This is a genomic window from Azospirillum sp. B510, assembly GCF_000010725.1.
Lineage (GTDB): Bacteria > Pseudomonadota > Alphaproteobacteria > Azospirillales > Azospirillaceae > Azospirillum > Azospirillum lipoferum_B.
This window is the reverse complement of record NC_013854.1, coordinates 20,148-38,275: the sequence shown is the minus strand read 5'-3', so window position 1 is coordinate 38,275 and position 18,128 is coordinate 20,148. Positions and strand designations below refer to the sequence as shown.

At 69.7% G+C, this 18,128-nt stretch carries 17 protein-coding genes; 6 read left to right on the top strand and 11 right to left on the bottom strand.

The window, feature by feature from the left end:
* Positions 1-39: 39 nt before the first annotated feature.
* A complete protein-coding gene (locus AZL_RS00190) occupies positions 40-927 on the top strand; it encodes an SDR family oxidoreductase (protein WP_012972665.1) in 888 nt (295 codons plus the stop codon).
* A 3-nt stretch (positions 928-930) separates the two neighbouring features.
* Here the strand turns inward: AZL_RS00190 and thpR are convergent, their stop codons facing one another.
* From thpR to AZL_RS00170, 4 genes are all read right to left on the bottom strand, one after another.
* On the bottom strand, positions 931-1,473 hold the full coding sequence (thpR, locus tag AZL_RS00185; protein WP_012972664.1) for an RNA 2',3'-cyclic phosphodiesterase: 543 nt from the start codon (positions 1,471-1,473) through the stop codon (positions 931-933).
* 120 nt (positions 1,474-1,593) lie between these two features.
* Positions 1,594-2,637, bottom strand: a complete 1,044-nt coding sequence (locus AZL_RS00180) for an NADP(H)-dependent aldo-keto reductase (RefSeq protein ID WP_012972663.1) — start codon at positions 2,635-2,637, stop codon at positions 1,594-1,596.
* A 29-nt stretch (positions 2,638-2,666) separates the two neighbouring features.
* Complete coding sequence (locus tag AZL_RS00175) at positions 2,667-3,818, bottom strand: FIST signal transduction protein (protein ID WP_012972662.1); 1,152 nt, start codon at positions 3,816-3,818, stop codon at positions 2,667-2,669.
* A gap of 6 nt (positions 3,819-3,824) precedes the next feature.
* On the bottom strand, positions 3,825-4,442 hold the full coding sequence (locus tag AZL_RS00170; protein ID WP_042442197.1) for an arylesterase: 618 nt from the start codon (positions 4,440-4,442) through the stop codon (positions 3,825-3,827).
* 112 nt (positions 4,443-4,554) lie between these two features.
* Here AZL_RS00170 and AZL_RS00165 point away from each other — a divergent pair, with 112 nt between their 5' ends.
* The 3 genes from AZL_RS00165 to AZL_RS00155 all read left to right on the top strand — a co-directional run bounded on the left by AZL_RS00165 (position 4,555) and on the right by AZL_RS00155 (position 8,740).
* Positions 4,555-5,322 carry an ABC transporter ATP-binding protein gene (locus AZL_RS00165; RefSeq protein WP_012972660.1) on the top strand — a complete coding sequence of 256 codons (768 nt, stop codon included), beginning with the start codon at positions 4,555-4,557 and terminating at the stop codon, positions 5,320-5,322.
* A gap of 5 nt (positions 5,323-5,327) precedes the next feature.
* Positions 5,328-7,868, top strand: a complete 2,541-nt coding sequence (locus tag AZL_RS00160) for an ABC transporter permease (protein ID WP_052293600.1) — start codon at positions 5,328-5,330, stop codon at positions 7,866-7,868.
* Positions 7,869-8,014: 146 nt separating this feature from the next.
* Positions 8,015-8,740 carry a Bax inhibitor-1/YccA family protein gene (locus AZL_RS00155; protein WP_197540142.1) on the top strand — a complete coding sequence of 242 codons (726 nt, stop codon included), beginning with the start codon at positions 8,015-8,017 and terminating at the stop codon, positions 8,738-8,740.
* Between the two features lie 88 nt (positions 8,741-8,828).
* Here AZL_RS00155 and AZL_RS00150 read toward each other — a convergent pair whose 3' ends face one another.
* The 7 genes from AZL_RS00150 to AZL_RS00120 all read right to left on the bottom strand — a co-directional run bounded on the left by AZL_RS00150 (position 8,829) and on the right by AZL_RS00120 (position 16,720).
* The gene (locus AZL_RS00150; RefSeq protein WP_012972657.1) at positions 8,829-9,557 is read right to left on the bottom strand and encodes an SAM hydrolase/SAM-dependent halogenase family protein; all 729 of its coding nucleotides are present in this window, start codon (positions 9,555-9,557) and stop codon (positions 8,829-8,831) included.
* 105 nt (positions 9,558-9,662) lie between these two features.
* Entirely contained in the window at positions 9,663-10,367 is a 705-nt protein-coding gene (gene phoB / locus AZL_RS00145; protein WP_045582504.1) for a phosphate regulon transcriptional regulator PhoB, read from the bottom strand.
* Positions 10,368-10,469: 102 nt separating this feature from the next.
* Positions 10,470-11,216 (bottom strand): phosphate ABC transporter ATP-binding protein PstB, encoded by a 747-nt coding sequence (gene pstB / locus AZL_RS00140; RefSeq protein WP_042443311.1) that lies wholly within the window; start codon positions 11,214-11,216, stop codon positions 10,470-10,472.
* An 89-nt stretch (positions 11,217-11,305) separates the two neighbouring features.
* Complete coding sequence (pstA, locus tag AZL_RS00135; RefSeq protein ID WP_012972654.1) at positions 11,306-12,610, bottom strand: phosphate ABC transporter permease PstA; 1,305 nt, start codon at positions 12,608-12,610, stop codon at positions 11,306-11,308.
* Positions 12,603-13,985 carry a phosphate ABC transporter permease subunit PstC gene (gene pstC / locus AZL_RS00130; protein WP_012972653.1) on the bottom strand — a complete coding sequence of 461 codons (1,383 nt, stop codon included), beginning with the start codon at positions 13,983-13,985 and terminating at the stop codon, positions 12,603-12,605. Before pstC ends, pstA begins: the two co-directional genes overlap by 8 nt.
* 23 nt (positions 13,986-14,008) lie before the next feature.
* Positions 14,009-15,058 (bottom strand): PstS family phosphate ABC transporter substrate-binding protein, encoded by a 1,050-nt coding sequence (locus AZL_RS00125; RefSeq protein WP_012972652.1) that lies wholly within the window; start codon positions 15,056-15,058, stop codon positions 14,009-14,011.
* 129 nt (positions 15,059-15,187) lie between these two features.
* The gene (locus AZL_RS00120; protein WP_012972651.1) at positions 15,188-16,720 is read right to left on the bottom strand and encodes an ATP-binding protein; all 1,533 of its coding nucleotides are present in this window, start codon (positions 16,718-16,720) and stop codon (positions 15,188-15,190) included.
* Between the two features lie 187 nt (positions 16,721-16,907).
* On the opposite strand from AZL_RS00120, the gene AZL_RS00115 reads away from it, so the two are divergent.
* Both AZL_RS00115 and AZL_RS00110 read left to right on the top strand, forming a co-directional pair.
* Positions 16,908-17,513 carry a helix-turn-helix domain-containing protein gene (locus AZL_RS00115; RefSeq protein WP_042442194.1) on the top strand — a complete coding sequence of 202 codons (606 nt, stop codon included), beginning with the start codon at positions 16,908-16,910 and terminating at the stop codon, positions 17,511-17,513.
* Positions 17,514-17,525: 12 nt separating this feature from the next.
* Positions 17,526-18,095 carry a GNAT family N-acetyltransferase gene (locus tag AZL_RS00110; protein WP_012972649.1) on the top strand — a complete coding sequence of 190 codons (570 nt, stop codon included), beginning with the start codon at positions 17,526-17,528 and terminating at the stop codon, positions 18,093-18,095.
* The last annotated feature ends 33 nt before the right edge of the window (positions 18,096-18,128 follow it).

Genomic DNA, 18,128 nt, shown 5'->3' with positions numbered 1-18,128 from the left:
CAGAGTGGGGGTGCGGATTCTGGAAAAAGGACCTACCCCATGCGCATTTTTCTTACCGGAGCCACCGGCTTCATCGGCCGGGCGGTGCTTTCCGAACTTCTGAACGCCGGCCATCACGTCATCGGCATGACCCGCTCCGAGGATGGCGCCCGCGCGCTGGAAGCCGCCGGGGCCGAGCCACACCAGGCGACGCTGGAGGATCTGGCGAGCATCCGGGGCGGCGCAGAGACAGCCGAGGCGGTGATCCACACGGCGTTCGATCACGATTTCTCGCGCTTCGCCGAGAATTGCGAGAAGGACCGCCGGGTCATCGGCGCGCTTGGCGACGTGCTGAAGGGATCGGACCGTCCGCTGCTGATCACCTCGGCGGTCGGCATGGGCAGCGCCGGCCATGGCCAGCCGGCCCGTGAGGACATCTTCGACGACAGCCACCACAGCCCCCGCGTCGCCTCCGAACGCGCCGGCAACGCGCTGCTGGAGGCTGGCGTCAATGTCGCGGCGATGCGGCTGCCCCAGGTTCACGACACGGAAAGGCAGGGCCTGATCTCGTTCCTGATCGCGATCTTCCGCCAGAGGGGCGTGGCCGCCTATGTCGGCGAGGGGCGCAACCGCTGGTCCGCCTGCCATCTGGACGACGTCGCCCGCCTCTATCGTCTGGCGATCGAGAGGAAGGAGCCCGGCGCGCGCTATCATGCGGTCGGCGAAGAGGGCATCCCGCTCCGCGAGATCGTGGAAACGGTGGCGCGCGGCCTGGGGATCGAGGCGATCTCCATCCCGCAGGACAGGGCGGCCGATCATCTCGGCTGGCTGGGCGCCTTCGCCGGCATGGACCTGATGGCGTCGAGCATCCGGACCCAGGCCAAGCTCGGCTGGCAACCGCGAGGCCCCGGCCTGATCGCCGACCTTGAGGCGATGTTCCGGGCCTGACCGTCACACCGGCGTCAGCGGATAGTCGCGCAACGCCTCATATACCGCCCCGCCATTGCCGGGATGGCTGCGGTAGAGCGTGACATGATCCACCGGCATCGGGCCGGCGCGGAACAGGCCGCGGTCGGACAGGAAGCGGCCGATGCGGTCGGCCGGCGCGTCCCTCAGCCGGGCCAGCGTGACGTGGGGGGAGAATTTCCGCTCCTCCGCCGGCAGGCCGCAACGGACCAGAACGGATTCGACCTTGGCCTGGAGGTGGGCTAGCGCCTCGTTGCGCTCGACCCCGGCCCACAGCACCCGCGCCTTGCGCCCGCTGCCGAACAGGCCGACCCCGTCGAGGGTCAGCGCGAAGGCGGGCGCCCGCAGCTCGGCCAGGGCGGCGTCGATGTCCATCGCCTGATCCTCCGGCACCTCGCCGATGAAGCGCAGGGTCAGATGCATGGCCTCGGGATCGGTCCAGCGGGCGCCGGGCACCCCGCCGGCCAGCCCGGCCAGCCGTTGGCGGATGTCCTCCGTCAGGTCGAGAGCGACGAACAGGCGGAGCATGGGCACCTCCATGGTTCGGCGGCGTCAGCCCCACCCTGACCTTCCGCCCGCCCCGACCCGCCCCCGCGAGAGCGGGGGAGGATGGGAGGGGGCAACCGCGGCCGGCGCCCTACCAACCCCTCACGGGCACGGATCCGGCATGCGGTTGTGCACGGCGTCGATCTCCGCCATCACCTCCGGCGACAGGGTGACGTCGAGGGACTCGATGTTCGAGATCAGCGTCTCCATCGTCGTCGCTCCGATCAGGGACGAGGTGACGAAGGGCTTCCGCAAGGTGAAGGCGATCGCCATCTGGTTGGGGGCCAGACCATGGCGGCGGGCGATGTCGAGATAGGCCTCCGTCGCCGCGTCGGCATTCACCGTGGCATAGCGCGACGGCCGGTGGTCGATCGCGCGGCGGCTGCCCAGCGGAATGGCGCCGTTCAGATATTTGCCGGTCAGCGTGGCGGCGGCCAGCGGCGAATAGGCGAGCAGCCCGACATCCTCGCGCAGCGCCACTTCCGACAAGCCGTTCTCGAAGGTCCGGTTCAGCAGATTGTAGGCGTTCTGGATCGAGGCGACACGCGGCAGCCCGGCCACCTCGGCGGCGCGCAGATAGCGCATCACCCCCCAGGGCGATTCGTTGGACAGGCCGACATGGCGGATCTTGCCGGCCTTCACCAGCTCGGCCAGCACCGCCAGCGTCTCCTCGATCGGAACGCCGTCCTGCTCGGGCTTGTGCTGGTAGGTGCGGCCGCCGAAGCGGTTGGTGACGCGGTCGGGCCAGTGGATCTGGTAGAGGTCGATGTAGTCGGTCTTCAGCCGCGATAGGCTGGCCTCCACCGCCGCGAAGATGTTGGCGCGGTCGAGGCGCGACTTGCCCTCGCGCACCCAGCCGAAGCCGCCGGCCGGGGCGCCGATGATCTTGCTGGCGAGGATCACCTTGTCACGCTTGCCGCGCGACTGGAACCAGCTGCCGATCACCTCCTCGGTCTTGCCATAGCTCTCGGCGATGGGCGGGACGGCGTACATCTCCGCCGTGTCCCAGAAATTGATGCCGCGGTCGAGCGCCGCATCCATCTGGGCATGGCCTTCGGCCTCGGTGTTCTGGCGACCCCAGGTCATGGTGCCGAGGCCGATGGCGCTAACCGACAGGCCGGTGCGGCCGAGCGGGCGATACTGCATCCGAAACGTTCCTTGTCCGAAATTGACTTTTAGAGGAAAAGCGTCAACACGCCGGTATAGCCATAGAGCCTGTTGTGCGACACCTCGCCCGAGGCGAAGAAGCCGGTCAGCGGGATGTCGCCGAAGGTCTCGCGGATCATCGACAGCTCGGCGTTGGCGGCGCCGAACAGGCTGGGGCCGCGGGCGATGCAACTGACATACACCGCCCCCTTCGGCGTCGCCTTCACCCGTTTCTTGAGGCTGTCCAGCATGCGGCGCATGTCGGCGGCGGCGGTTTCCCGGTCACGGCGGGTGAACATCACCGGCTGGCCGGTGGTCACCTGTTCGGCGATGGAGATCCAGCCGGCGCGCGGGTCGATGGCGATCAGGTCGCGCACCAGATAATCCTGGGTGTCTGATCCGGTGATCGGCAACCCGGCGCAGATCAGCCCGGCCACCTGCCGCAGGTCGGCGGCGAGCGCCGGCCCGATATCCTCCTTGAACACCTCCAGCGCCGGGCGGCCGTCGATCTCCAGGATGACGTTGTCGTCGCTGGCGGTGACGCTGCGGGTCGGCCCGATCGGGCGGCAGCCCTGGGTCAGGGCGGTGGCGACCGGCAGGGTGGGCGCGAACAGCAGGCCCGACACGCCGCCGCTGGTGACCGGATCGGCATCCTCCGCCCCGGCGGCGATCTGCGGGAACTCCCCGCGCGAGGCGGTGAGGCCGCCGACCAGGAAGACGCCGGCCTCCTCCGACAAACGGGACACCAGCCCGGCCATGTCGGCATGGTGCGGGTCGACATGGACCAGCGCCAGCGCCGCGCCATGCCGGTCCAGCCAGCCGCCGGCGCTGCCGCGCAGCGGTTCCAGCCCGTCGGTCAGGGTGGGGAACAGGCGGAAGCTGTCCTCCGGCAGGCGGGCGGCCATGATCGCCAGCCCCGGCTCGTCGAACAGGGCCGCACCGTTCGCCATCACGCCGATGCCGGCGGTGCCGACCCAGTGGCGGATGCCGGTGACGCCGCGCAGCAGGGTGACGATGCTGGTCGCATGCTCCGCCAGCCCGTCGGTCAGATAGAGGAAGCCCAGGTTGCAGCCGGCGACCGGCCCCAGCCGGTCCAGGCAGGCCTTGACCGTCGGCCCCCACTCCGCCCCGGCGGCGCAGGCGGCGTGAAAGCGGGTGTCGCTGTCGAGGGTCGCGGTCATGACGGGTCAGCCTCCGGTCTTTTCGCCAGTCTTCCGCATCCGCGGCAGGCTGTCGAGCAGGGCGGTGACGGAAGGCAGGATGCGCTCCACGATCACCGCCACGCCCTGGGCGTTGGGGTGCAGCCCGTCCGGCTGGAACAGCGCCTGCCGCAACGCCACCCCGTCGAGGAAGAAGGGATAGAGCGGCAGGTTGTGGCTCTTCGCCAGATCGGGATAGATGGCGTTGAAGCTGTCGGTGTAGGGCTTGCCCAGGCTGGGGGAGGCGTACATGCCGGCCAGCAGCGTCGGGATTTTGCGCTCCGTCAGGCTCTTCAGGATGGCGTCGAGGTTGGCCCTGGCCTGACCGGGATCGAGCCCGCGCAGCATGTCGTTGGCGCCCAGCTCGACGATGGCGGCGTCCGGCCGATCGGCCAGCGCCCAATCGAGCCGCGCCCGGCCGCCGGCGGTGGTGTCGCCCGACACGCCGGCATTGATCACGGTGACGCCGTAGCCCTTGGCGGCCAGCGCCTTTTCCAACTGGCGGGTGAAGCCCTGCGGTTCCGGCAAGCCATAGCCGGCGGTCAGGCTGTCGCCCAGCGCCAGCAGCTTCACCGGCTGGGCGGCGGCGGGGGTCGGAACGGTCATCGATATCCCTGCGGTGAGAAGGAAGGCCAGCGCGGCGCCAAGCGCGCCCGAGTTGAAAGCCCGGCGGGCCGTGCCATATGGCGATGGTCCATTCCGCTTGTGCGAGTGTCGCATGTCCAAGGCCCAGTCCCCCGCAACGTCGTCAAACTCCATCGCCCGGTCTTCCAACGACTTCATCGTTGAACTCGACGACATCCACCTGAAATTGGACAGCGGGGCCGGACCCGTCAACATCCTGCGCGGCGTGAATCTTCAGGTGGCGGCCGGGGAGCGGGTCGGCGTCATCGGTCCCAGCGGCTCCGGCAAGTCGACCATGATGATGGTGATGGCCGGGTTGGAACGCCCCAGCGGCGGCGGCGTCCGTGTCGCCGGGCAGGATCTGGGGCGGCTGGACGAGGATGGTCTGGCGCGCTTCCGCCGGCGGCATGTCGGCATCGTCTTCCAGGCCTTCCATCTGGTGCCGACCATGACGGCGCTGGAGAATGTCGCCATCCCGCTGGAATTCGCTCGTGTCGCCGACGCCTTCGACCGCGCCCGCGCCGGGCTGGAGCAGGTCGGGCTGGGGCACCGCATCCATCACTATCCAGGCCAGCTTTCGGGCGGCGAGCAGCAGCGCACGGCGCTGGCCCGCGCCTTCGTCACCGAGCCGTCTCTGCTGCTGGCCGACGAGCCGACCGGCAACCTCGACATCGACACCGGCGCCACCATCGTCAAGCTGCTGTTCGATCTGGCCGAACGGCGGGGGACGACGCTGGTGCTGATCACCCACGACCAGGCGCTTGCCGCCCGCTGCGACCGGACGGTCCGGCTGGCCGATGGCCGCATCGCCGACGACGGTCAGGCGGCCCGGCGCGCGAAGCTCCAGGCGGCGGGGGAGTGAGGGGGATGACCAACCTCCCTCTCGCCCTCCGCCTTGCCCGGCGGGAACTGCGCACCGGGCTGAAGGGCTTTTGGGTCTTCCTCGCCTGTCTGGCGCTGGGCGTCGCCGCCATCGCCGCCGTGCAGTCGGTGTCGAGCGGGCTGCTCGACGGGCTGGCGAGCGACGGGCGCTCCATCCTCGGCGGTGACGTCGCGTTGCGGCAACTCTACAGCCCGCCGGACGACGAGCAGATGGCGGCGCTGAAGGCCGGCGGCCGGGTCTCGACCGCCGCCGAGATGCGGGCGATGGCCCGCTCCGGTGACGATACCCGCTCCTCGCTGGTCGAGCTGAAGGCGGTCGACGATCCCTATCCGCTCTACGGCACGGTCGCGCTGGAGGGTGGCGGCGACCTGCGCGACGCGCTGGCGCAAAAGGACGGCCGCTGGGGCGCGGTGATCGAGGCCGGTCTGGCCGACCGGCTGGGCGTGAAGCCCGGCGACACCATCCAGGTCGGCGAGGGCGCCTTTCGCGTCGCCGCCGTGCTGGAGCGCGAACCGGACCGCGCCTCCTCCAACGCCTTCTCGCTGGGGCCGCGCCTGCTGGTGGCGCTGCCGTCGCTGACGAACACCGGGTTGCTGCAACCCGGCAGTCTCACCTGGTGGAGCGCCAAGGTGGCGCTGCCGCCGGACACCGACCTGAAGGCATGGCAGGAGTCCTTGCGCGCCCGCTTCCCCGACGCGCCCTGGCGGATGCGCGACTTCACCAACGCCTCGCCGCAGATCGAACGCTTCATCGAGCGCATGACCCTGTTCCTGACGCTGGTCGGGCTGACCGCCCTGCTGGTCGGCGGCGTCGGGGTGGGCAACGCGGTGCGCAGCCATCTGGAGTCGCGCGCCCGCACCATCGCCATGCTGAAATGCATCGGCGCCCCCGGCGCCCTGGTCTTCCAGCTCTATCTGGCGCAGATCCTGGCGCTGGCGTTGCTCGGCATCGTCATCGGGCTGGCGCTGGGTGCGGTGGCGCCGCTGGCGCTGGGCCGGCTTCTCGACGGCGTGCTGCCGGTGTCGGCCCAGATCGGCGTCTATCCCGGCGCCTTGGCGCTCGCCGCCCTCTATGGCGTGCTGACGGCGCTGACCTTCTCGCTGTGGCCGCTCGGCCGGGCGCGCGAGGTGCCGGCGGGCGCCCTGTTCCGCGACGTGATCGCCCCCGCCGGCGGACGGCCGCGCAAGCCCTACACCCTGGCGATGATCGCCGCGGCCCTGGCGCTCGCCGGGCTGGCGGTGCTGAGCGCCCAGAACAAGCTGTTCGCGCTGTGGTTCGTCGGCGGCTCCATCGCCACCTTCCTCGCCTTCCGCGCCGCCGCCGCCCTGGTCACCTGGGGTGCCGCGCGGGTCGGCCGGGGTGGAATAGGACTTGCCAGGCGTCCGGGGCTGCGGCTGGCGCTCGCCAACCTGCACCGGCCGGGCAACCCGACGGCGGCGGTGGTGCTGTCGCTCGGGCTGGGATTGACCGTGCTGGTCGCCATCGCGCTGATCCAGGGCAATTTCGCCCGCCGGGTGTCGGAGACGATCCCGCAGGACGCCCCCAGCTTCTTCTTCGTTGACATCCAGCGCGACCAGTTCGATCCCTTGCGCGATCTGGTCACCGCCGTTCCCGGCGCCGGCGGCTTCGAGGCGGTGCCGAGCCTGCGCGGCCGGATCGAGCGGGTGAACGGCCGGGACGCCGAAAAGGCCTTGGTCGATCCGGAGCAGGCCTGGATCCTGGCCGGCGACCGCGGCATCACCTATTCCGCGACGATCCCGAAACGCTCGACCGTCACCGCCGGGTCGTGGTGGCCGACCGACTATGCCGGCCCGCCGCTGATCTCCATCCACCAAAGCGTCGCCGAGGCCTTCGGCATCGGTCCCGGCGCCACCATGACCATCAACATCCTGGGCCGCGGCATCGAGGCCAAGGTCGCCAACATCCGCGCCGCCGATTTCGGCAGCATGGCGATCAACTTCACCCTGGTCTTCGCCCCCGGCACGCTGGAGGGCGCGCCGCAGACCTGGATCGCCACCGTCCGCGCCACGCCCGACGCCGAGACCCAGGTGCAGCGCGCCGTCCTGCAACGCTTCCCCAACATCACCATGGTCCGGGTGAAGGACGCGCTGGACACGGTGGCGGAGATGCTGGGCCATATCGGCACGGCGGTGCGCATCGTCGCCGGCATCACGCTGGCCGCCGGCACCCTGGTGCTGGCCGGCGCCGTCGCCGCCGGCCACCGCCGCCGGGTCTATGACGCGGTGGTGCTGAAGGTGCTGGGGGCGACGCGCGGCGACGTGCTGCGCGCCTTCCTGCTGGAATATGGGCTGCTCGGCCTGCTGACCGCGGTCATCGCCGGCATCATCGGCACCTTGACCGCCTGGGCGGTGCTGAAGTTCCTGATGCATTGGGAATGGAGCTTCCTGCCGTCGGCGGTCGTCACCACCGCTTTGCTGAGCACGGCGATCACGCTGGCTTTCGGGTTTTATGGTACTTGGCGGGCTTTGGGCCAGCCTTCGGCGCCATTGCTTCGGAACGAGTGATTCCCGCGTCATGACGCCGCAGCAAAAACGAATCGTGAAAGCTTTTTCATTCCGAAAAAGCGTCGCCGATTCCTATTGAACCGCATGGCGGACTCGCCAATATGTCTTGCGACGGGATCACCCTATTCCACCGAGGAAACCAAACCATGGCAGACCCGACCTATAACCGCTTCGCGACCGTGGGCCGCGCGACAGATCGGGGATACTTAGACGAAGGCCTGCGGCAGCACATGCTGCGCGTGTACAACTACATGGGTGCCGGCCTGATCCTGACGGGTCTGGTCGCGGCCCTCGTGTCGTCCAGCCCGGCCATCATGATGGCGATCTTCGGCTCGCCGCTGAAGTGGGTGGTGATGCTGGCCCCGCTGGCCTTCGTCATGGTGCTGTCCTTCGGCATCCAGCGCCTGTCCTTCGCGTCGGCACAGATGATCTTCTGGGCCTATTGCGGCGCGATGGGCCTGTCGATGTCGGCCATCTTCCTGGTCTTCACCGGGGCGTCGATCGCGCTGACCTTCTTCGTCACCGCCGCGACCTTCCTGGCGATGAGCCTGTACGGCTACACCACCAAGGCCGACCTGTCGAAGATGGGCTCGTTCCTGATGATGGGCGTCATCGGCTTGGTGATCGCCGGCCTGGCCAACATCTTCTTCCAGTCGCCGGCCCTTCACTTCGCGATCTCCGCCATCGGCGTGCTGATCTTCACCGGCCTGACCGCCTATGACACCCAGGCGATCAAGGAAAGCTACGCCGAGAGCTACGATCACGAGAGCGCCGGCAAGCTCGCCCTGATGGGCGCCCTGACGCTGTATCTGGACTTCATCAACCTGTTCCAGTTCCTGTTGCAGTTCCTGGGCCAGCGCAACAACGACTGACCCCGGCAAACCTGATCGGACAAGCCGCTGATCACAGCGATCACCGCCCGGAAGCCTCCCGCTTCCGGGCGGTTTTCTTTTGGGCGGCTCAAGGTTCGACGGTCACCACATCGCCCACCGCCAGCCCCAGCGCCCGGTCGGCCCGCCCGCGATTGACGGCGATCTCCGCCAAGCCGTTCGAGTTCTCGTACCACAGCGGCTGCCCCGGCCCGACGGCGCCGAAGGTCCGGGAGCGGGCGATGCGCGTGCCGGCCGCGCCCAGCACCGCATCGGCGGGCAGGGTGGAAGCCCGCATTCCGGTCATGGCGTTGCCATAGACATCGACATAGACGATGCGCGGCAGTTCGTCCGGCCAGCCGGGTCGGTCGATGTCGGCGGGGGCGAGCGGGCCGCGCTCGACGGCCCGTCCGGTGGCGAGACGGGCGGCGACCGGGGCGAACAGGTCGCGGCCATGGAAGCTGGCGGACAACCGCTCCGGAATCCAGTCGATGGTCCAGGCGTTTAGCGACGTTGCGCGGCGGGCGGCCAGGGCGAACAGACCATTGTCGGGGCCGACGAACCAGCGCCCGTCCGCCTCCACCATCACCGGCCGCCGGTCGGTGCCGACACCGGGATCGACGACGCAGAGAAAGACGCTTCCGGCCGGAAAGGCCGGGGCGTAGGCCGCCAGCAGATAGGCGGAGAGCTGCGGGTCGAAGGCGGGAGCGTCGGCGAACAGGTCGATGACCGGCACGCCGGGCGCCTGTTGCGCCAACACCGCCTTCATCTGGCCGGTATAGGGGCCGGAAAGGCCGAAGTCGGTGAAGAGCAGGATCATGAGGGGGGCAGCGCGGCCGGATGGGAAATGTCAGGAGCAGTCAGCTCCCGACCTTGATCCTCCCCCGCGGGGCGGGGAGGATCAAGGTCGGGGGCTGACCTCGCATCACATCGACTTGGTATCGAGCGCGTAGCCGGCCGACCGCACGGTACGGATCAGGTCCAGCTCATCCTCCTCGTTCATCGCCTTGCGCAGGCGGCGGATATGGACGTCGACGGTGCGCGGCTCGACATACACATCGTGCCCCCACACCAGATCGAGCAGCTGTTCGCGGGAGAAGACGCGGCCGGGATGCTGCATGAAATGGCGCAGCAGGCGGAACTCCGTCGGCCCGAGATGGACGTCGCGGCTGTTGCGGCGGACGCGGTGCGCGGCCAGATCCATCGTCACGTCGGCGAAGGTCAGCACCTCGTCGGTCATGCCGGGGGAGGCGCGGCGCAGCACCGCGCGCATGCGGGCCACCAGCTCGGTCGGCGAGAAGGGCTTGGTGATGTAGTCGTCGGCGCCGGAATTCAGGCCGCGCACGCGGTCGCCCTCCTCGCCGCGGGCGGTCAGCATGATGATCGGGATGTCGCGGGTCTTGGCGTTGCGGCGCAGCTGGCGGCAGACCTCCAGCCCGCTCATCAGCGGCAGCATCCAGTCCAACAGGACGATGTGCGGCGTCTGTTCGCCGGCGGCCAGCAGGGCCTCCTCGCCGTCGCTGGCGGTGGCGACGCGGAAGCCTTCCTTTTCCAGGTTGTACTTCAGCAGCGTCAGGATATCGGCCTCGTCCTCGACGATCAGGACGAGCGGCTTCAGGGCCGCGTTCATGGTGGCTCCGTTCACGGCGCGCGTCTCGACGTTAACCGGCATGGGACAGCCTTTTCAACAAGGAGGGAGGGGAGGCGGGGGTGGGGCGCAAGCGGGAAGAGATCAGCCATAGCGGCCGGTGATGTAGCCCTGGGTGCGCTCGTCGCGCGGGTTGGTGAAGATGTCCTCGGTGTCGTCGCACTCCACCATCTCGCCGAGATGGAAGAAGGCGGTGCGCTGGGACACGCGGGCGGCCTGCTGCATGTTGTGGGTGACGATGACGATGGTGTAGTTGGCCCGCAGCTCGTCGATCAGCTCCTCGATATGGGCGGTCGCGATGGGGTCGAGCGCCGAGCAGGGCTCGTCCATCAGGATCACCTCGGGGCTGACGGCGATGGCGCGGGCGATGCACAGCCGCTGCTGCTGGCCGCCGGACAGGCTGGTGCCGGGTTCGCGCAGGCGGTCCTTCACCTCCGCCCACAGGCCGGCACGCTTGAGCGAGGTCTGCACCACCTCGTCCAGCTCGGCGCGGCCCGACGCCAGACCATGGATGCGCGGGCCGTAGGCGACATTGTCGTAGATCGATTTGGGGAAGGGGTTCGGCTTCTGGAACACCATGCCGACACGGGCGCGCAGCTGCACCGCGTCGACCGTCTTGCCATAGACGTCCTCGCCGTCGAGCGCGATGCGTCCTTCGACCCGGCAGCCCTCGACGGTGTCGTTCATCCGGTTCAGGCAACGCAGGAAGGTCGATTTGCCGCAGCCGGACGGGCCGATCAGCGCCAGCACCCGGTTCTCCTGGATGTCGAGGTCGATGCCGCGCAGCGCCTGCTTGGCGCCGTAGAACACCGTCACCCCGCGGGCGGTCATCTTGTTCGGCAGGGCGGCGCCGCGACGCTGGTCGGGACGCCGGTCGCCATGGGGCCGCAGCTTCAACGGGCTTCGCATGCTCATGGCGCTCACCACCGTCTCTCGAAAATCTTGCGCAGGATGACCGCCGCCCCGTTCAGCAGGATCAGGACGCCGAGCAGGACCAGGATCGCCGCGGAGGTGCGTTCGGTGAAGGCGCGCTCCGGGCTGTCGGCCCACATGTAGATCTGCACCGGCAGCACCGTGGCGCTGTCGGTCAGCCCATGGGGGATGTCGACGATGAAGGCGACCATGCCGATCATCAGCAGCGGCGCCGTCTCGCCCAGCGCGCGGGCCATGCCGATGATGGTGCCGGTCAGGATGGCGGGCATCGCCAGCGGCAGCACATGATGCAGAACCGTTTGCAAAGGCGAGGCGCCGATGGCGAGCGCGGCGTCACGGATCGACGGCGGCACCGCCCTCAACGCGACGCGGGCCGAGATGATGATGACCGGCAGCGTCATCAGCGCCATCACCAGCCCGCCGACCAGCGGCGCCGAGCGCGGCATGCCGAAGAAGCCGAGGAACACGGCCAGACCCAGCAGGCCGAAGATGACCGACGGCACGGCGGCGAGGTTGTTGATGGTCACCTCGATCAGGCCGGTCCAGCGGTTCTTCGCCGCGAACTCCTCCAGATAGACCGCGGCGGCGACGCCGACCGGCACCGACAGCGCCATGGTGACCAGCAGCGTCAGCAGCGAACCGACAAGGGCGCCGCCGATGCCGGCCTGTTCCGGCTCCCGGCTGTCGCCGGCGGTGAACAGGGTGGTGTTGAAGCCTTGCGCCAGCGCGCCCGAGGCCAGAAGCGCGTCGGCGGCGGCGACCTTGGCGTCGCTGAGACCACGTTCGCCCTCCGGCAGGTCGCGGCGGTAGCCGCCCTTCACCAGCTGGTCGATCTGGTCGTCGGCCCGGACCCAGACGGTCCGCGTCGTCCCGGCCAGCGCCGGGTTCTTCGCCACCATCGCCTCCAGCTCGTAGGGCGCGCCCGACGACAGCAGCTCGTTCAGCACGCGGCGGCCGGCACGGTCGGTCACCTGCGGGAACTGGGCATGGAGGGCGCGGCGCAGCGGGGCGGTGAAGTTGCGGTCGGCAATCTCCGCCGGGTCCAGCGTCACCTCCAGCCGGATGCGCGCCTCCAGGAAGGCGCCGGCGCCCTTGGCGACGATGGAGCCCAGCAGCAGAACCAGCATCAGCGCCGCCAGCGTCACCGCGGCGGCCCCGGCCAGCCGGAAGCGGCGCTCGGCGGCGTGGCGGGCCCGCAGGCGGCGGGCGAAGGCCTCGCCGCGCAGGCGCGGCTTCGCCGGACTGGTGGAGGGCGTCACGGCCGCCGCGTCCCGTTCGACGAGGTCAGTCATAATGCTCCCGATAGGTCCGGACCACCCGCAGGGCGACCATGTTGAGACAGAGCGTGACGAGGAACAGCACGAGGCCGAGGCCGAAGGCCGACAGCGTCTTCGGGCTGTCGAACTCCTGGTCGCCGACCAGCAGCGTGGCGATCTGGGTGGTGACGGTGGTCACCGCCTGCAACGGGTTCGCGGTCAGGTTGGCGGTCAGGCCCGACGCCATGGTGACGATCATCGTCTCGCCGATGGCGCGGCTGACCGCCAGCATCACCGCGGCGACGATGCCGGGCAACGCCGCCGGCAGCACCACCTGCCTGATCGTCTCCGACTTGGTGGCGCCGAGGCCGTAGGAGCCGTCGCGCAAGCTCTGCGGCACCGCGTTGATGACATCGTCCGACAGCGAGCTGACAAAGGGGATGATCATCACCCCCATGACGATGCCGGCGGCCAGCGCCGATTCCGAACTGACATCCAGCCCCAGAACCCCTCCCAGCGAGCGGACGGCGGGCGCCATGGTCAGGGCGGCGAAGAAGCCATAGACCACGGTCGGGATGCCGGCCAGGATCTCCAGCGCCGGCTTCAGCCAGGTGCGCACGCCGCGCCCGGCATATTCGGACATGTAGATCGCCGCCATCAGACCGACCGGCACCGCCACCAGCATGGCGATGACGGTGATGAGAAGGGTACCGGCGAACAGCGGGATCGCTCCGAAGGAGCCGCTGGAGCCGACCTGATCGGCCCGCATCGCCATCTGCGGGCTCCAATGCATGCCGAACAGGAAGTCGAGCGGCGAGACGGCGCTGAAGAAGCGCAGCGCCTCGAACAGCAGCGACAGCACGATGCCGACCGTGGTCAGGATGGCGACCAGCGAGCAGACGACCAGCGCCACCCGCACCACCCGCTCCACCGCCGGGCGGGCGCGCAGATCCGGCCCGACGCGGTGGCGGCCCCAGGCGATGCCGGCGACCGCAAGGCTGGCGCCGACCCCCAGCAGGCTCCAGCCGGCGAGATCGCGGAAGGCGGCGTAGCGCCGCGCCGCCTCCGCCACCAGCGGATCGGGCTGGCGCCCGGTGGCGACACCACGGGCGAGGTTGAGGATGTCGGCCTTGAGCAGGGTGACCGACTGGCCGTCGCCGCCGGTCAGCCGCTCCGGCAGGGCCGACAGCACCAGCCGCAGCGCCAGCCAGCCCTCCGACGCGGTCCAGACCGCCAGCAGCAACAGCGCCGGCAGCCCGGCCCACAGCGCCACATAGGCGCCATGGTAGGAGGGAACCGAATGCAGCTCCGCCACCCGCCCGCCGACCGACTCGGCCGCCCGCGACCGCCCGATCAGGAAACCGATCACGGTGAGCAGGGCCAGGATCAGGGCGAGGAGGGTCGGCTGCATGCGCGGTCGCTCGGGGGAAGGGGTCAGAACTGAAGCGGAGTCAGGTTCACCGCCAGGATGCGGGCGGCCTCGCGCAAGGGCTTCGGCTCGGGGATCAGGCCCTTGTCGACCAGATAGCCGTCATCGCCCATCGCGCGTTCGGAGGTGTATTCGCCGATGAACTCGCGGATGCCCGGAATGACGCCGGCATGGGCGTTCTTCACATAGATGTAGAGCGGACGCGCCAGCTCGTACCTGCCGGCGGCCACCGTCTCCGCCGTCAGCTCCACCCCGTCCATCGTCGCGGATTGCAGCGTGTCGCGGTTCTGGTCGAGATAGCTGTAGCCGAAGATGCCGAAGGCGTCGGGGTTGGCGGCCAGTTTCTGGACGATCAGGTTGTCGTTCTCGCCGGCCTCGACATAGGCGCCATCCTCGCGGATGGTCATGCAGGCGCGCTCGCGGGCGGCCTCGTCGGGAACCACCCTGGCAACCTCGGCCACCTTCCCGCAGCCTTGCAGCATCACCAGCTCGTTGACGGTGTCGCGCGTCCCGGAGGTCGGCGGCGGGCCCAGCATCTCGATCGCCGTCCTCGGCAGGGCGGGGTCGATGTCGGACCACAGCTTGTAAGGATTGGCGACCAGGGCGCCATTCACCGGCACCTCCTTGGCCAGCGCCTTCCACAGGACAAGCGTGGACAGCGAGACCGGCGCCGCCTTCCGCGAGGAGGCCAGCGCGATGCCGTCATAGCCGATCTTCAGCTCGGTCACCGTGGTGACGCCATTGGCGGCGCACTGGTCGATCTCCGACTTCTTGATCCGGCGCGAGGCGTTGGCGATGTCGGGATGGGCAGGGCCGACACCGCCGCAGAACAGCTTCAGCCCGCCGCCGGTGCCGGTCGATTCCACCACCGGGGTCTTGAACCTGCCGCTTCGGCCGAAGGCCTCCGCCACCGCGGTGGTGAAGGGGAAGACGGTGGAGGACCCGACCGCGCGGATCTGGTCGCGCGACTGCGCCCAGGCGGACGCCGTGGCGAGGCTCAGGATCAACCCCAAACCCAAGGCGGTCGCGGCGACGGCGGGCGTCCGGATGGTCAAGGGGTGGCCCTCCTCGGGGAAGCGGAAACTGGTCCGTCGGAATGGCGCGGACCATAGACCCGGAGGGCGAATAATTCATTACGTTTTTATGACGCTTTCATGACCACGTCACAGAGCGGCCATCCCCTGTCACAGCCCGCCCGCTGCCTTCTCCGCCCTGGAAGAGGGGGATTCCGCCGGCAGATAGACGGTGAAGGCGCTGCCCACCCCGACCTCGCTTTCGATGGTCAGGCGGCCACGGTGGCGGTTCAGGATATGCTTGACGATCGCCAACCCGAGCCCGGTACCGCCCATGGCGCGCGATCGCGCGGCATCGACGCGGTAGAAGCGCTCGGTCAGGCGGGGAAGATGGGTGCGGGCGATGCCGTCGCCACGGTCGCGCACCGCGACGGAGACCATGGCGGTGCCGCCCCGCCCGCCGCGCCTGTCCTTCGCCGCGGCGCCGGAAACCGGCAGACCGGTGAAGCCCACCACCGCTCCATCGGCCAGCGCGACGGTGATGGTCACGTCCGTATCCTCGCGCGTGTATTTGATCGCGTTGCTGACCAGATTCTGGAAGACCTGGGTCAGCTGGTCCTCGTCGCCGACCACCGGCGGCAGGCCGTCGGGCGCTTCCAGACGCAGGCGGATGCGGCGGTCGGCCGCCTTCAGCTGCAACGCGGCGATGACATTCTCCAGCTCCTCCACCACATCGACCCGTCCGCCGGGCGGCATATGCTCGTCCAGCTCGATGCGGGAAAGCGACAGCAGGTCGTTGACCAGACGGGCCATGCGGCTGGCCTGGTCATGCATGATCGCCAGGAAGCGGTCCTGCGCCTCCGGATCGTCGCGGGCGGGGCCGCGCAGCGTCTCGATGAAGCCCAGCAGCGAGGAGAGCGGCGTGCGCAGCTCGTGGCTGGCGTTGGCGATGAAGTCGGCGCGCATCTGTTCCGACCGGCGGGCGGCGGTGACGTCATGCAGGGTCAGGATCGCCATCCGGGCGACGGTGGGGGGAGGCGGGGCCTGCTCCTCCTCGATCTCGCCGTCGAGCAGCGAGGGGTCGGGCTGCGGCACCAGCCGCTGGAAGGGCTTCACCTGCGCTTCGAAGCTGCGCTCGACCGGGACCGGCAGGGTGAATTCGATGATGCGGGACGCGCCGCCGCGCAGAACCGCATCCACCGCCTCGAGCACCGCCGGGTTGCGCAGGGAGGAGGCGAGGTCGCGATCGACCACCTTGTCGCCGAACAGCTCGCGCGCGGTCTGGTTGGCGCGCACCACCTGGCGCTCGGCGTCCATCAGCAGCAGCGGAGCGGGCAGGGCGTCGATCACCGCCTCGTCGGCGTCCAGCTGCATCCGCACGCTCTCGGCGCGGCGCAGTCCCACCCGGTGAAGCCGCCCGATGGTGGCGGTCAGCGCCTTCAGGGCGGGCGGTGCAAAGGTGGGCGCGAGCGGTTCGTCCGCCTCGGCCAGCCGGGCGGCATAGTCCGTCATCGCATCGGCGAAATGGCGATGGGTACGCAGCGCCAGGGCGGCCCCCGCCAGCGCCGCCAGACCGGCGGCCAGCGCCAGCCCGCCATGCAGCGCCCCGGCCTGAACCGCCCAGGCCAGCACGCCGGCAAGCGGCACCAGCATCAACAGGAGGGCGGTCAACAGCGGGGTGGGCGGCAACGCCTTCTGGCGCATGGGGTCGGCACCGGAGTGGGAGGTGGAACAAGGGGGCGGAGGCGGGGGGCGGTCGAGGTCAGGCCCTTCTACACCATCGCCCGACAGGCCGCGCGGAGGTCATAAAAGATTCATGGGCGGGACCGTGATGGAAAGGATTGGGCGATGGAGTGTTGACTCCAATATCCTGGATCACCATTCTATCTTCATGGAAAACGCCGCGAATGACATTGACAGCCGTCTCGCCACCCGGCTGCGCGCCCTGCGGGCGGACCGTGGCCTGACCCTGGACAGCCTGTCCGAACGGTCGGGCGTCAGCCGCTCGATGATCTCGCTGGTCGAGCGGGGGGAAAGCAGCCCGACGGCCTCGGTGCTGGACCGGCTCGCCGCCGGGCTGGGGGTGACGCTGGCCACCCTGTTCGCCGAGGCGGAGCGCCGGGATGCCAGCCCGGTCGCCCGCCAGTCGGACCAGATCGCCTGGACCGACCCGGCCACCGGCTATCGCCGCCGCAACCTGTCACCGCCGGGCTTTCCATCGCCGATCGAGCTGGTGGAGGTCGAGCTGCCGGCCGGTACCCGCGTCTCCTACGACAGCGGCACCCGCGCCGCCGGGGTGGAGCAACAGGTCTATCTGCTCGACGGCACCATCGAATTGACGGTGGGGGAGGTGACGCACCGGCTGTCGGCCGGCGATTGCCTCGCCATGCGGCTCGACCGGCCGACCGGCTTCCACAACCCGACCGATCGGGCCGCCCGCTACATCGTGGCGCTGATCACCGACGGCCGCTTAGGTTTAAACGCGGCTAAACGCTGAAAGGAACATGCGATGGACAGGGACTGCCCGGATCCCCGCCAGCGGAACGGCGAGAGCGGCGGCGCCGCCGTGACGGTCCGCATGCTGTCCGGTGCCGAGGCCCACGCCACGGTGCCGGGGCTGACCGACGTGCTGCTGGACTGCGTGGCCGGCGGGGCGTCGGTCAGTTTCATGGCCCCGCTCGACCGCGCCACCGCCGAGGAGTTCTGGCGGCAGGTGGTGGCCGGGGTGGAGCGGGGCGAGCGCATCCTGCTGGCGGCGGAGGATGGCGAGGGCGTGCTGGGAACCGTTCAGCTGGTCGTCCATCAGCCGCCGAACCAGCCGCACCGCGCGGATCTCTCCAAGATGCTGGTTCACCGCCGCGCCCGCCGCCGTGGCGTCGGCGCCCTGCTGATGCGGGCGGCGGAGGACGCCGCCCGTGCCGCCGGCAAGACCCTGCTGGTGCTGGACACCGGCTCCGCCGACGCCGAACGCCTGTACGGGCGCGCCGGCTGGACGAAAGTGGGCGTCATCCCCAACTACGCCCTGTGGCCGCAGGGCGGCTTCTGTGACACGACGTTTTTCTACAAGGCGTTGGGGTGAGGACATTTGGTCCACAAGCGCCCTCTCCCGTCC